This is a genomic window from Pseudomonas sp. TWR3-1-1 (assembly GCF_049896545.1).
Lineage (GTDB): Bacteria > Pseudomonadota > Gammaproteobacteria > Pseudomonadales > Pseudomonadaceae > Aquipseudomonas > Aquipseudomonas weihenstephanensis.
In genome coordinates, this window is sequence record NZ_JAFCUO010000013.1 from 39,061 (window position 1) to 52,385 (window position 13,325).

A 13,325-nucleotide genomic window follows, 5' to 3' on the forward strand; every position below is an offset into this window, starting at 1 on the left:
ATGCAATCGAATATCAACGTTCGGCTCCAGCTCAGTTACAGCGACTTTGCCCTGGACCTCGATTTGCAGTTGCCCGGCAAAGGCATTACAGCGCTTTATGGGCATTCCGGTTCAGGGAAAACCACCTGCTTACGCTGCATTGCCGGGCTTGAGCGTGCCAGTCAGGCCTATGTAGAGGTCAACGGTGAAGTGTGGCAAGACTCGCAGCGCAATCTGTTTGTGCCCGTGCATAAGCGTGCCTTGGGGTATGTTTTTCAGGAAGCCAGTCTGTTTGCGCATCTGTCGGTGCGTTCAAACCTTGCCTTTGGGCTGCGGCGTATCGCACGTAATCAACGTAGCGTTGAATTGGCTGACGCCGCACAACTGTTGGGTATTTCCCATTTGCTCGACCGTTCGCCCAGTCATCTGTCCGGTGGTGAACGCCAGCGCGTGGGTATAGCCCGAGCACTGCTTACCAGCCCTAAATTGCTGCTAATGGACGAGCCGCTGGCGGCATTGGATAACCAACGTAAACGCGAAATCCTGCCCTACCTTGAGCGCCTGCATGCGCAGCTGGATATTCCAGTGCTGTACGTCAGCCACTCGCAGGATGAAGTCGCGCGCCTGGCCGACCACATCGTGCTGCTAAGTGAAGGCCAAGCATTGGCCAGCGGCCCGATTGCCCAGACCCTCGCCAGGCTCGACTTGCCTTTGGCACAAGGCGATGACGCCGGGGTAGTCATTGAGGGCGTGGTCAACGCCTACGATGCCCACTATCAATTACTGAGTTTGCGCCTGCCCAACAGCAACCAAGGGTTGCGGGTGGCGCATGTCTCTTTGCCGGTAGGCCAAAGCCTGCGAATCAAGGTCCAGGCACGCGACATCAGCTTGAACCTTGAGCCTGGCGCACACAGCAGCATCCTCAATTGCCTGCGAGTGACGGTCATCAGCGAAGCTCCCGCTGACAATCCGGCCCATGTGCTGGTCCACCTCGATGCTAGTGGCACAGCGCTCTTGGCACGTATCACCCGCTACTCGCGCGATCAATTGAATCTCACCACGGGCCAGCAGATGTGGGCGCAAATCAAATCCGTGGCCGTACTGGCCTGATCGCTTCAGGGCATTGGTCGGCGTCGACTGATCAAGTAACGTGTGCTCGCAATTGCGATACCGAGCAAGCAGCCCAACACCAGACCCAATGCAATAATCAGCGCCTTTTTGGGCTTGATCGGGCTGATCGGCGTTTGGGCCTTGCGATCAATGCTGACGAGCCCCAGCTTGCCCATGTCGGTGTTCAGGTTGCCAAGGCGAACCACCTCTGCCCGCAACGGCTCGATATTTTTCAGAAACAGGTCCTCGTTGGCACGCTTGCCGAGCATTTCGACCTGCCGGTTAACCTCCAGCATATGCAGCTTTTTGCCAATATCGGAGATGCCTTTGTCAGTGAAATCATCCGAGGTGCGTTTGAGCAGTGCCGTGCGCTCAGCCTCCAGCGCCTGAGTTCCCATAAAGTAGAGCGGAATGCTCTGGGATGTGATCTCAGTGCGCATGACCCGACTCGAGCCTTGGGCCGCATCCGACATGGCTGAAGGTGTGGTCGGACGCGTGATGCCCAATGAGCGGGCAATTGAGATCGCTTCGGACAACTGTGCAATCCGTGATTCTCGTTCGGTTTTTAACTGCAACCGAAGGGCCTTTAATTCATCGTTGAGCTTGGCCCGCTGTAATGTGTCTGATTCAACCAGTGTGGCAATTTTGCCTTCTTTGTCTGATTTATAACCGGAGCGCGCCGCATCAATCTTTTCTTCCAGCTCTCTAAGGCGATTATTAATGATGACTTTAAGGTCAGCCCCAATTTGCGCACGCTGATTATTGATCGCGTATTCAACAAAACCGTTAAGGATTTTTACCCCGTCAACGTTATCCGGGTAAGTAAGTTCCAGTTTGATGAAGGGGCTTAGCGAATCCGGCTTTTTGGGATCTGGCTGGGTGAGATTAATCGCATCGCGGTTGAAAATTTCGAAACTTTGCTCCAGAGAAATGCCTTTCTTTTCCAGGGGTTTGAACAGGTCCTGATGCGCTTCAAAATAATTGAGCCGCGTCTCATAAGAGTCCAGTGCTGAGCCGACTTTGAGCAACGCATCGGTCGGAGGGAGCTTGTACACCTCGGAACGGTTCAGGGCATCGAGTTCGTTAATAGCCGCAGGGCGCAACACGGTACTGGCCTGGTACACACTCGGGGCCAGGAACGCATAGCCCAACGCGAGAGCGCCCACCGCAGCAGTGGTGCCTGCAATCAGCTTTTTTTGCTGCCATAGCGATTGAATCAAAGCAAACAGGTCGATTTCATCAGTCGAAGTTTCTGCTAGCGGATGCTGAATAGTTTTCAAAAAAATGCACCTTGTGAGTAGAACTTCTTGGCAAGTTCACCGCTTGACTGCTTAAGCAGATCTAGGTTAGGTCGTTTTCAATGCCTATCTGACAGACCATTCCTGAAAAAGATCCCTACGCTTAAGAATCAAGCACATACCTCAATAAAAGCAAGTGATGCCAAAGTGATATCTAGCACAATTATGATTTTCAGCGGCTGTTTCTCATTTTATTGACAATTTACTTACAAAAATCTCAGAAACCCCCTAAGGCATTATTCAGGCTGTAGAACGGGCTTTAAGGTTTTTTTCTCAACACAGCGGTTCACATAGGCCATTTGAGTGATACGGCCCGATAGAATGGCCACCGGTTTTACCACGAGCCTGGGCGCACTGATCAGCCCGGCGCGATGATGTCAACGCGGCATATTTGATCAGTCTGTGTAATTATCCCCCGACAAAAAACACGCTCACGTGTGGGGTAACAATCAGGATGGATATTTTTCAGGCGATGCGTGTCTTTGTGCGCGTGGTCGAAACCGGCAGCTTTACGGCAGCCGCTCAAGCGTTGGGTTACTCCACGGCCCAAACCTCGCGCCTGTTATCAGAGCTAGAAGGTTCATTGCAGGCCCGGCTGTTGCAACGCAGTACACGGCGCTTGGCATTGACGGAAGTCGGGACCCGGTATCTGGAGCGATGCCGTCTGATTTTGAAAGAGGTTGAAGACGCCAACGCCGAGGCAGGCGGGGCACATTTGACGCCTCGTGGCCATTTGCGCGTGCAATCAACCACAGGGATTGGCATTCAACTGTTGGCGCCTTTGGTTGCTCGCTACGCTGAGTTGTACCCGCAGGTCAGTGTGGACTTGACCCTCTCACAACGTCAGCCCGACTTGCTGGAGGAAGGCCATGACGTGGTTATCACGCTGTCCTCGCACCTGCCCGACTCAGAACTGGTAGGTCAACAGTTGGGTACGATCTCTAGCGTGATCAGTGCCGCCCCCTCCTATCTTGAAAAAAACGGCATCCCGCTAACCCCCAATGACCTTGAACAGCACCGATGTTTGCACCTGGTCGACCCGCTATTTACGGACAGCTGGACCTTTCACGGCGCCCAGGGTGAGCAGTCTGTGCGTCCCGGGGACGTGTTTCAGGTCAATGTGGCCGAAGCCATGGCGCAGGCGGCGGAAGCGGGGTTGGGTGTCTGCCTGCTGCCGGACTACGTCGCCGTCGGCTCTTACAGGCGTGGTGCTCTGGTACGTTTGCTGACCCACTATCGGCTGCATGAGAAGCGCATCTATGCGCTCTACCCTTCGCGGCGGTTTCTGGATGCCAAGGTTAAGACATGGGTCGAATTTCTTAAGCAGGAAATTCCCAAGACACTGGAGGGGCACCAAGGCATCGTGGATGACCCGGCCCATTGGGCTTAAATCACAACATCCTGCACATGAAAAAGAATGCCGCGACCGTCTCGGGGCATTCTTCCTGGCAAAGAAGGCAACTCGCTGATTAATTAATCCTTCATGTACTCGAGTGCTTCCCAGCGGATCCAGCCGTCACCATCTTTACTGTATATATTGTCCAGCTTCTTAAGGAGCTCAGGGCGGCTCAGCACTTCTCTTGCAATGTGAGTGAGTCGGTCTTTATCGGCATTGCCGGTCAGCGAGCGCTTAGATATGTCTTTGAGGGTGTCGACTTTAATTGAACTTGTCCAGTAATCATCCTTGAGCTTGTCAAAGTTCTTAAGCATTTCCTCGGCAACTTTCTGATCCGACTTACCGGAGAGTGGATTGCCGCCGTTCGCAGCAATTTCCGTATTTTCCTTACGAATCAAGCCGTCTTGTTTACCGGTTACGCTGTCTTGATCCAAGAGTTTATTCAAGTCAGGCCGGTTCAGGATTTCGCGCGCCAGCATGATATTTTGATCGTCGGCATAGTTGCCGCTTAACTGACTATTGGCCATATTGCGGATCATTTTCTGAGAAATAGCCCCCGGATTCTTGGGGTCCTCGAACGCATCAAAATTGTTCCTCAACGTTTGCGCGACTTCTTTGTCAGTTTTACCCGAAAATTGATTGGCACCCGAAAGCATGACCGTCGCATTGTAAGCTTCGTGGAATTTTATGTTATTCCTTGGCCCCAGTTTTATCGAGTCGAAATTCAAACTGCCCGTGCTGTGTTCAGAGGGGCTTGGAAGTTGTTGAGGAGCGCTGTCAAGCCCTGGTTTACGTACTGCAGCCATTGCATCAAGTAATATGGGGTTGAGCGAGAGCGTGTTAGACATAGCGAATCTCCAAACTATTTATGTGCATGACCGTCCTGCTGACATTACCTTCCCCCTCACGAGCGAAGGCATTCTAAAGTAAGTCACAGGTATGGCGTGTGTGGCTCTCATGCCCTAATAAGTTCCAGAGATCGCTTTGCCGCCTCACAAGCAGCGCATTATAACGTTGACTGTCGTGACACTAAGCGCTCGATAAAGTTGCTGCCTGAGTCATCAGAAACTGAACTTTTTATTAAGTAAAGTTTAGTTATCACGGTGTACAGCATTGAACGCAGGTCTCGTAAAAAGTGCAGGGCTTCACACCGATGGATGCAGCCAAAACGCTCCACCGGCATGCGTTCGAATGGCTTACCCCGGAAACAAATATGGGTTCAGCCCACTGCGCGCGAACCCTTGTTCTTCGATTTTTGCGTCGAGGATCAGTGACGCCAAATCATCAGCAAAGGTTTCCAACTGTGTGTCCCGGTCCAGATACAACACCTTCAGGTAGCTGTGACAATCCAGGCAACTTTCGGCTTTGATACTCGCCTCTTTGGTGTCCAGCGACCAATAGTCCAGTTTCCCCGTTTGCTCACAGTTGCTGCACTTGGCGCGTACCATGTGCCAGCGGCTTTCACATAAACGGCAATGCAAATACCGCAGGCCGCTTTGTGCGCCACCCAACACCACACTGGCCGATGGCTCGCTGTTACACACCGGGCAAAACTGGCGGTGCTCGCCATAGTCCGCGTGGCCACTGGCGGGCAACTGTGCCGCCAGTTGCGTCCAATACAACGACAGTGCCGCCCAGATAAACAACGCGCGAGCGCTGCCCACTTCGCCGTGGTGGCCGCTGAGCAGAGCGCTGGCCTGCTGTTCAAGTTGCTCAGGCGGCGTATCGCGCAATGCTGCAACCACCTCCTGGACGGCGACTGTCGCCAAGGGTAATTGATCGAGTAATGCCCCCAGCGCCTGTTGCCAGTAGCTATCGCGCTGCATGCTGACGTAATCCAGTGGCGCCAGTGGCTGGCCTATTCGCGCCGCCGCGCCCTCGGCCAGATTGCGCGGTAGCGGCTGCTGTTCCAACACTCGCTGCTGAGCCTGTACAAGGTTGGCCACGAAGTTCAGGTAATCACCCATCGGATGATCAATGGCCAACGTTTGCAAGCGTTCGGCACGCCGGGTGTAGTGCTGCTTGAGGGTGGGTAGCAACAACGGCGTTATCCGGCCAATGCCGCCGGTAGGTGTCTCTATCGGCGTGAGCTTAATGCTGCTCATTGATTGTCCTTCTTGGTATTGATCTGTTTGAACCAGCGGTCGTGGTGGGTTTTGGCCCATTTTCGCGAAACGTAACCGGTGACCATGCCGCCAATCGAGCCTTTGACCCAGAACCCCATGTAGGCGTGACCGATAATCAACAGGATCAGGCAGATGCCCGTCAGCGAGTGCATCAACGCCCCGACGCGAATCACGGGGATGGGGAAAAACGGTGCGAAATACGGGCGCCAGATCAGCACACCACTGATTAACAGCAGGCAAATCAGCCCCATGATTCCCCAGAACAACAGCTTTTGCCCGGCGTTGTATTTACCCACCTGCAACGCTTTGTTGTGACGCCCCATCAGCACGTCTTTAACGTTGGCAAACCACAGACGATCTTCGGGTTCAGGCAAGTTGTATTTGACCAGGCGCACACATAAAAACATCAAGGCCAAAAACACCACGACGCCCAAAAACGGGTGCAGGATGCGCGCCAGTTGCGGCGTTCCCAGCACGTTGCTCAGCCAACTCATGGAGGGGAAGAACCACGACAACCCGGATAACGCCACCAACATGAAGCAGATCACCATCACCCAATGGCAAATCCGCTCCGCAAACGGGGTGCGCAAGATCATGTCTTTATGCTTCATGAGTGCTTCTCCTGATCCTGGTGTGCCGCGCCCTCTTCACGCTCAGCCTCATCGTCGGCGTCATCGGTGGTGAGTGGACCAACCCCCACGTAATGGAACAGGGTTGCGCCCAGGGTCGCAAAAAACGCCACAGCGGCGACCGGTTTAAGCCAGCCCTTCCACCCTTCAACCACATTACTGATACGCGGATCGGCTGGCAGGTTGTGGTACAGCTGCGGTTTGTCAGCGTGTTGCAACACATACATCACGTGGGTGCCGCCGACTCCTTGCGGGTCGTATACCCCCGCATTCGCAAAACCACGGGTGTTGAGTTCTGCCACCCGCTCATTGCCCAAGTGCTTCATGTCGGCCTTGCTGCCAAAGTTGATGGCACCGGTGGGGCAGGTTTTAACGCACGCCGGCTCTTGCCCTACGCTCACGCGATCAATGCACAGCGTGCACTTGTAAGCTTTGTTGTCTTTTTTACTGATGCGCGGCACGTCAAAGGGGCAGCCGGCAATGCAATAGCCGCAACCAATGCAGTGGTCGGAGCGGAAATCGACGATACCGTTGGCGTATTGCACAATCGCCCCTGGCGCCGGACAGGCCTTGAGACAGCCGGGATCGGCGCAGTGCATGCAGCCGTCCTTGCGGATCAGCCATTCGAGCTTGCCGCTTTCATCCTCAACCTCGTCGAACCGCATCAGGGTCCAGGTTTCAGCCGACAAGTCTGCCGGGTTGTCGTATACGCCGACGTTATGCCCCACCTCGTCACGCAGGTCGTTCCATTCCCCGCACGCCACCTGACAGGCTTTGCAGCCGATGCAGATGGTTACGTCGATGAGTTTGGCCACTTGCACTTCGCTGTCACGCACTTGAGGTGCAGGCGTCAGGCTATTGGTCGCAGAGCGCTTGATAATGTCTTGGGATTGCATGGACATGAGCTTTCTCCCTTACGCCTTTTCCACGTTGACAAGGAAAGCCTTGTACTCAGGCGTCTGCGCGTTGGCGTCGCCGATGGCCGGGGTCAGGGTGTTGGCCAAATACCCTTTACGGGTTTCACCTTCATAGCCCCAGTGGCAAGGAATGCCGATGGTATCGACCTCTTGTCCGCCCACTTGCAGCGTACGTATGCGTTTGGTCACCACCGCTTTGGCCTTGATGTAGCCGCGCTTGGTGCTGACCTTGACCCAATCGCCCTGGACGATGCCTTTTTTCTTCGCCAGATTTTCACCGATCTCGATGAATTGCTCGGGCTGCAACACCGCGTTGATCCGCGAGTGCTTGGTCCAGTGACGAAACAGCTCAGTGATCGAATAGGTGGTCGCGACGTAAGGGAATTCTGCCGCAGTGCCCAGGCGGGCCTGGTCGTAAGGGAAGATGCGCACGGTCGGGTTGTAGACCATGCTCGGGTGCAAGGGATTACGCCCCGTCGGCGATTCTGTCGGTTCGTAGTGCTCGGGGAACGGGCCGTCGACCAGCGCATCGATGGCGTACAAGCGCCCGACGCCTTCGGGCAGCATGATAAAGGGGTTGGCCTTGCTGCCTGGCGGCATCGTGGCCGGGAAGTCGGGCACATCAATGCCGGTCCAGCGCTGGCCGTTCCACTCGATAACCACTCGCTGCGGGTCCCACGCCTTGCCTTGTAGATCAGCCGAGGCGCGGTTGTACAAAATGCGCCGATTTTGTGGCCAGGCCCACGCCCATCCCAGGGTACTGCCCAAGCCTGACGGGTCTGCGTTATCGCGGCGTGCCATCTGGTTGCCCTGTGGGGTCCAGGAGCCGGCAAAGATCCAGTTAAAACTGGCGGTGCTGCCGTCATCACGCAGTTGCGAGAAGTCGCTGAGCAATTGGCCTTTGTGCACCGTGATGTTGCCTTGCGCGTCTTTCAAGTCCTCGAGGGCAAAACCGTTGGCCTCCTGCGCCACCTCTTCAGGAGTCGGATCCAGCGGGTCGCGGTAGTTCCAGGCCATGTTCAGCAGCGGCGCGGGGTTGGCACCGCCTTCCTGTTCGTACATTTGGCGCAATTTGACGAACAGGTGACCCAGAATCTTGCCGTCGTGCCATGCCTCGTTCGGCGGTGCCGCGCCAGCCCAGTGCCATTGCAGCCAGCGACCCGAGTTGACGATGGAGCCGTTTTCTTCGGCAAAACACGAAGACGGCAAGCGGAAGACTTCGGTCTTAATGCTGGCCGTATCAACGTCGTTCTGGTCGCCGTAGTTTTTCCAGAAGCTGGAGGTTTCGGTCACCAGCGGATCGATAATCACCAGGTACTTGAGTTTGGCCAGTGCCGCGCTGGCCTTGTTCTTGTCCGGAAAGGCCGCTATCGGGTTGAAACCCTGGGCGATGTAACCATTGACCTCGCCGTCATGCATCATTTCCAGATAACGCAGCACGTCGTAGCTTTTGTCCCACTTGGGCAGCCAGTCAAAGCCCCAATCGTTGGCCGCCGTCGCGTTATCACCCCAGAACGTTTTCATCATGCTGATGAAAAATTTCGGCGTGTTTTGGTAGTAGTTGACCTGCTCCGGTAGCAGCGCATTGGGCGTGGTTTGCTTGAGGTAAGTGGCCAGGTTGCTTTGTTGATCGCTGGGCAAGTTCATGTAACCCGGCAAACGCAGCGACAGCAGCCCGATGTCGGTGTAGCCCTGAATATTGGAGTGCCCGCGCAAAGCGTTGACCCCGCCACCCGCCATGCCGATGTTGCCGAGCAGCAGTTGGATCATCCCGGCGCCGCGAATCATTTGCACGCCGCTGGAGTGATGGGTCCAGCCCAACGCATACAGGAACGTAGTGGTGCGATTTGGCGCGCTGGTTTCGCCGATGATGCGGCAGATTTCCAGAAAGTCTTCTTTTGGCGTGCCGCAGATGTCGGTCACCACCTCGGGTGTGTAACGGCTGACGTGCTGTTTGAGCAGGTTCCAGACACAGCGGGGGTGGCTATAGGTTTCATCGCGTTTGGCAAAACCGTCGGCGTCGAGCTCGTACATCCATTCGCTGCGTTCGTACTGCTTCTTGGCAGGGTCAAAGCCGCTGAACAGGCCCTCCTCGAAGGTGTAGCTGTCGCGCACGATCAGCGGCGCGTTGGTGTAGGCGCGCACGTATTCATGATGGATACGGTCGTGGGTGATCAGGTAATGGATCATGCCCATCAGGAAGGCGATGTCGGAACCGGCGCGAATGGGCGAGTAAATGTCAGCCACGGCCGCGCTGCGGTTGAAGCGCGGGTCGACGACGATGACTTTGGCGCCATTGCGGATCTTGGCTTCGACCACCCACTTGAAACCTACCGGGTGCGCTTCAGCCGGGTTACCGCCCATGATCAACACCACGTTGGCGTTCTTGATGTCGACCCAATTGTTGGTCATGGCGCCCCGGCCCAACGTCGGCGCAAGTGCCGATACCGTCGGGGCGTGACACAGCCGTGCCTGGCAGTCGATGCCCAGCATGCCCAACGCACGGGTAAAACGCTGATCCAGAAAACCGGTTTCATTACTGGCAGCCGACGAGCACAGCATGCCCGTGGTCAGCCAGCGGTTAACGGTCACGCCGTCAGCATTCTTCTCAATGAAGTTGGCATCGCGGTCATCTTTCATTAACCGGGTGATGCGCGTGATCGCCTCCTCCCAACTGATGCGTTGCCACTCGTTGGAGCCGGGGGCGCGGTATTCAGGGTATTTGAGCCGCTGCTCGCTGTAGATGAAGTCAATCAGGCCCGCGCCTTTTGGGCACAACGAGCCACGGCTGACCGGGTGATCCGGGTCGCCTTCAATATGAAAGATGCGCGCTTTAGCGTTTTTGGCGCCGTCGCCCAGGCTGTACATCAAAATCCCGCAACCCACCGAACAATAGGTGCAGTTGTTGCGGGTTTCCTTGGCGCGCAGCAATTTGTATTGGCGGGAGGGATCTGCCTGGGCAAGTCCGGGGGCAAAACCGAGTGATGCTACCGTGGCCGTGGCAACACCGGCCGTACAAAGTTTGACGAACTGTCTTCTGCCGACGTCCATAAATCTCCTCAACATCCGTGCGCTATGCCGGATACAGAGTCGCTCCTGTCTCACGGTGACAGGATACGCTCAGGCTTTTTTATCTAATGACCATAGCCAACTTCCGCTCGCACGCGAGGAAAAATCAACCCCAAGTAATATGACAAAAAGCACTGAAACGATATTGATGGACGTCAAGGAAGGTGCAATGAGCGGCAGGCGGTGTGAGCACCGCCGCCACCAGGAGGGCTTAGATGCCTTGCAGGGCAAGGTCCATAGCAAAGTAGGTGAGGATCATGTCAGCGCCTGCGCGCTTGATCGAACCCAGGCTTTCACGCACCACACGGGCTTCATCAATAGCCCCCGCCTGAGCGCCGAACTTGATCATCGCGTACTCACCGCTGACCTGATAGGCAGCCAAAGGCAAGCGTGAGGCTTCGCGGATGTCGCGAATGATGTCCAGGTATGCGCCGGCGGGCTTGACCATCAACACGTCTGCGCCTTCCTGCTCGTCCAGCAGCGACTCGCGAATCGCTTCGCGGCGATTCATCGGGTTCATCTGGTAAGACTTGCGGTCACCTTTGAGTGCGCTGCCACCGGCTTCGCGGAACGGGCCATAGAGGGCCGAGGCGAATTTGGTCGAGTACGCCATGATCGAGGTGTCGAGAAAACCGGCGCCATCCAGCGCACTGCGAATCGCCTGCACCTGTCCGTCCATCGCCGCCGAGGGCGAGATGAAGTCCGCGCCCGCAGCAGCAGCGGCCACGGCTTGTTTGCCCAGGTTGATCAGCGTTGCGTCGTTGTCCACGCCGTGGTCGTGCATTACGCCGCAATGACCGTGGGAGGTGTACTCGCAAAAACAGGTGTCACTCATGACCACCATGTCTGGCGCGGCGTCTTTGCTGATGCGCACCATGCGCGACACCAGACCGTCTTCGCGCATGGCATCGCTGCCAGTAGCGTCCAAATGATGGGAGACGCCAAACAACATCACCGACTTGAGGCCTGCGCGGGCGTAGCGCTCGATTTCGCCCGCCAGTTTCGATTCAGGAATGCGCATCACGCCCGGCATGCTGGTGATGGGCACAAAATCGTCGATTTCTTCTTCGACGAAGATCGGCAGCACCAAATCGCTCAGGCTGAATTCGGTTTCTTGAAACATGTCACGAAGGGTTTGTGAACGGCGCAGGCGGCGCGGGCGAACAGAAGGGAACTGGTTAGGCATCATGGTTCCTGAGGGCAGGTTCATAAGACAAGCGAGCCTTGGCCAAGGCTCAATGGCGCCACAAATACAGGATTGAAACAGCAAATGCAAAGCATGCGGCCCATTGCCGCAGCACACCCTGCCCGCCTTTGAGCCACCGCAAGCGGTGAGGGTTGGCGTGTTGTGCGTCCATCAGCGCAATGCGTGGAGGGTTGAACATTTCGTTAAAAAGCGTAGTATCGGCGCCCATGATTCTCGAACAGCTCAAAGCGCTGGGCAATGACACTCGCATGCAAATGATGGAGTGGCTCAAAGACCCGCAGACTAATTTTCCGCCGCAAGATCATGGAGATCCTGCCATCGGTGTGTGCGTGACCCACTTGCAGCACAAGGCGGGCTTGTCGCCGTCGACCGCTTCAGCGCACTTGGCCATTTTGCAACGGGCCGGCTTTGTTCTGACCACCCGCATTGGCAAGTGGACCTATTACCGACGCAACGAGCAGGCGATTAATGACTTTGCGGCTAGGCTGAAAATCGAGTTGTAATTTTTAACCATTCATTTCGTTATTTTGCGTAATTAGAAAATATGAGGAAGCCCCATGAGCAATAAAACCATCTTCGTCCAACCGGGTGGCGGCTATGACAACGTGGTTGTCGGCAGCAGTGACGTGCGCGAGCCTGCAAGTGACGAAATCACGGTGCGCTTGCACGCCAACTCGCTCAACTACCACGATTTTGCCGTTGTCAGTGGCATGTGGGGGCCGAGCGAAAAACGTATTCCTATGGCTGACGGCGCGGGGGAAGTCATCGCAGTCGGGGCCGACGTCAGCGAATTCAAAGTGGGCGATGCGGTGGTCAGCACCTTCTTCCCCGACTGGATTGATGGCACCCCGCTGGTTGAAGGCTTTGTCAGCGTGCCGGGTGACGGCATCGACGGCTACGCCCGTGAGAAAGTGACTGCCAAAGCCACCGCCTTCACCCTCGCGCCAACAGGTTATAGCCATGCCCAAGCTTCAACCCTGACCACGGCTGGCCTGACGGCCTGGCGTGCACTGATGGCCGACGATTCGCTCAAGCCCGGTGACACTGTGCTGGTACAAGGCACGGGCGGCGTTTCAATTTTCGCCCTGCAATTCGCCAAAATGGCCGGCGCTACCGTGATCGCCACCTCTTCGAGCGATGAAAAGCTGGAACGCCTCAAAGCGCTGGGCGCCGACCACGTCATCAACTACCGCAAAGACACCCAATGGGGTGAGACGGCGCGCGCCCTCACGGGTGGTCGTGGCGTGGATCACATTATTGAAGTGGGCGGTCCTGCGACCCTTGAGCAGTCAATGATCGCGATCCGGGTGGCCGGGCACATTTCCATCATCGGTATTTTGAGCGGCGTCAGCGGCGCGATGAACTTTGTGCCCGCCTTGATCAAACAAGTGCGTCTGCAAGGCGTATTGGTGGGCAGCCGTAGCCAGCAACAAGACATGATTCGTGCCATCAATGCCAACGGCATGCGCCCTGTGATTGATCGTCACTTCCCGCTGAGCGAGATCGTGCAAGCGTTCAAATATCAGGAAACCAATCAGCACTTCGGCAAAATCTGCCTCGATATCTAACCGCCACTCAGCCAGAGCGCGCATTC

At 56.0% G+C, this 13,325-nt stretch carries 11 protein-coding genes; 4 read left to right on the forward strand and 7 right to left on the reverse strand.

Features of this window, described 5'->3' with window-relative positions; all coding sequences use genetic code 11:
- Window positions 1-1,089 (forward strand): molybdenum ABC transporter ATP-binding protein, encoded by a 1,089-nt coding sequence (modC, locus tag ACP7A4_RS21495; RefSeq protein WP_426248172.1) that lies wholly within the window; start codon window positions 1-3, stop codon window positions 1,087-1,089.
- A gap of 5 nt (window positions 1,090-1,094) precedes the next feature.
- Here modC and ACP7A4_RS21500 read toward each other — a convergent pair whose 3' ends face one another.
- Window positions 1,095-2,369: a Wzz/FepE/Etk N-terminal domain-containing protein gene (locus tag ACP7A4_RS21500; protein WP_059761861.1), complete on the reverse strand. Its 1,275-nt coding sequence runs from the start codon at window positions 2,367-2,369 to the stop codon at window positions 1,095-1,097.
- Window positions 2,370-2,841: 472 nt separating this feature from the next.
- Here ACP7A4_RS21500 and ACP7A4_RS21505 point away from each other — a divergent pair, with 472 nt between their 5' ends.
- Window positions 2,842-3,777 carry a LysR family transcriptional regulator gene (locus tag ACP7A4_RS21505; RefSeq protein ID WP_426248173.1) on the forward strand — a complete coding sequence of 312 codons (936 nt, stop codon included), beginning with the start codon at window positions 2,842-2,844 and terminating at the stop codon, window positions 3,775-3,777.
- Between the two features lie 83 nt (window positions 3,778-3,860).
- Here ACP7A4_RS21505 and ACP7A4_RS21510 read toward each other — a convergent pair whose 3' ends face one another.
- From ACP7A4_RS21510 to hemB, 6 genes are all read right to left on the reverse strand, one after another.
- Window positions 3,861-4,631, reverse strand: a complete 771-nt coding sequence (locus ACP7A4_RS21510; RefSeq protein WP_426248175.1) for a hypothetical protein — start codon at window positions 4,629-4,631, stop codon at window positions 3,861-3,863.
- A gap of 348 nt (window positions 4,632-4,979) precedes the next feature.
- Window positions 4,980-5,888, reverse strand: a complete 909-nt coding sequence (fdhE, locus tag ACP7A4_RS21515) for a formate dehydrogenase accessory protein FdhE (RefSeq protein ID WP_203303406.1) — start codon at window positions 5,886-5,888, stop codon at window positions 4,980-4,982.
- On the reverse strand, window positions 5,885-6,520 hold the full coding sequence (locus ACP7A4_RS21520) for a formate dehydrogenase subunit gamma (protein WP_426248177.1): 636 nt from the start codon (window positions 6,518-6,520) through the stop codon (window positions 5,885-5,887). Before ACP7A4_RS21520 ends, fdhE begins: the two co-directional genes overlap by 4 nt.
- On the reverse strand, window positions 6,517-7,434 hold the full coding sequence (fdxH, locus tag ACP7A4_RS21525) for a formate dehydrogenase subunit beta (protein ID WP_275296676.1): 918 nt from the start codon (window positions 7,432-7,434) through the stop codon (window positions 6,517-6,519). Before fdxH ends, ACP7A4_RS21520 begins: the two co-directional genes overlap by 4 nt.
- Window positions 7,435-7,452: 18 nt before the next feature.
- Window positions 7,453-10,506 carry a formate dehydrogenase-N subunit alpha gene (gene fdnG, locus ACP7A4_RS21530; RefSeq protein WP_426248179.1) on the reverse strand — a complete coding sequence of 1,018 codons (3,054 nt, stop codon included), beginning with the start codon at window positions 10,504-10,506 and terminating at the stop codon, window positions 7,453-7,455.
- A 229-nt stretch (window positions 10,507-10,735) separates the two neighbouring features.
- Window positions 10,736-11,710: a porphobilinogen synthase gene (gene hemB, locus ACP7A4_RS21535; RefSeq protein WP_048364789.1), complete on the reverse strand. Its 975-nt coding sequence runs from the start codon at window positions 11,708-11,710 to the stop codon at window positions 10,736-10,738.
- A 227-nt stretch (window positions 11,711-11,937) separates the two neighbouring features.
- On the opposite strand from hemB, the gene ACP7A4_RS21540 reads away from it, so the two are divergent.
- Both ACP7A4_RS21540 and ACP7A4_RS21545 read left to right on the forward strand, forming a co-directional pair.
- Window positions 11,938-12,234, forward strand: a complete 297-nt coding sequence (locus tag ACP7A4_RS21540) for an ArsR/SmtB family transcription factor (RefSeq protein ID WP_059761854.1) — start codon at window positions 11,938-11,940, stop codon at window positions 12,232-12,234.
- Between the two features lie 54 nt (window positions 12,235-12,288).
- Entirely contained in the window at window positions 12,289-13,299 is a 1,011-nt protein-coding gene (locus tag ACP7A4_RS21545; RefSeq protein ID WP_059761853.1) for a zinc-dependent alcohol dehydrogenase family protein, read from the forward strand.
- Window positions 13,300-13,325 lie beyond the last annotated feature (26 nt).

Coding starts and splice junctions, on each gene's coding strand:
- modC (WP_426248172.1), top strand. CDS start 1: ATGCAATCGAATATCAACGTTCGGCTCCAGCTCAGTTACAGCGACTTT.
- ACP7A4_RS21505 (WP_426248173.1), top strand. CDS start 2,842: ATGGATATTTTTCAGGCGATGCGTGTCTTTGTGCGCGTGGTCGAAACC.
- ACP7A4_RS21510 (WP_426248175.1), bottom strand. CDS start 4,631: ATGTCTAACACGCTCTCGCTCAACCCCATATTACTTGATGCAATGGCT.
- fdhE (WP_203303406.1), bottom strand. CDS start 5,888: ATGAGCAGCATTAAGCTCACGCCGATAGAGACACCTACCGGCGGCATT.
- ACP7A4_RS21520 (WP_426248177.1), bottom strand. CDS start 6,520: ATGAAGCATAAAGACATGATCTTGCGCACCCCGTTTGCGGAGCGGATT.
- fdxH (WP_275296676.1), bottom strand. CDS start 7,434: ATGCAATCCCAAGACATTATCAAGCGCTCTGCGACCAATAGCCTGACG.
- fdnG (WP_426248179.1), bottom strand. CDS start 10,506: ATGGACGTCGGCAGAAGACAGTTCGTCAAACTTTGTACGGCCGGTGTT.
- hemB (WP_048364789.1), bottom strand. CDS start 11,710: ATGCCTAACCAGTTCCCTTCTGTTCGCCCGCGCCGCCTGCGCCGTTCA.
- ACP7A4_RS21540 (WP_059761854.1), top strand. CDS start 11,938: ATGATTCTCGAACAGCTCAAAGCGCTGGGCAATGACACTCGCATGCAA.
- ACP7A4_RS21545 (WP_059761853.1), top strand. CDS start 12,289: ATGAGCAATAAAACCATCTTCGTCCAACCGGGTGGCGGCTATGACAAC.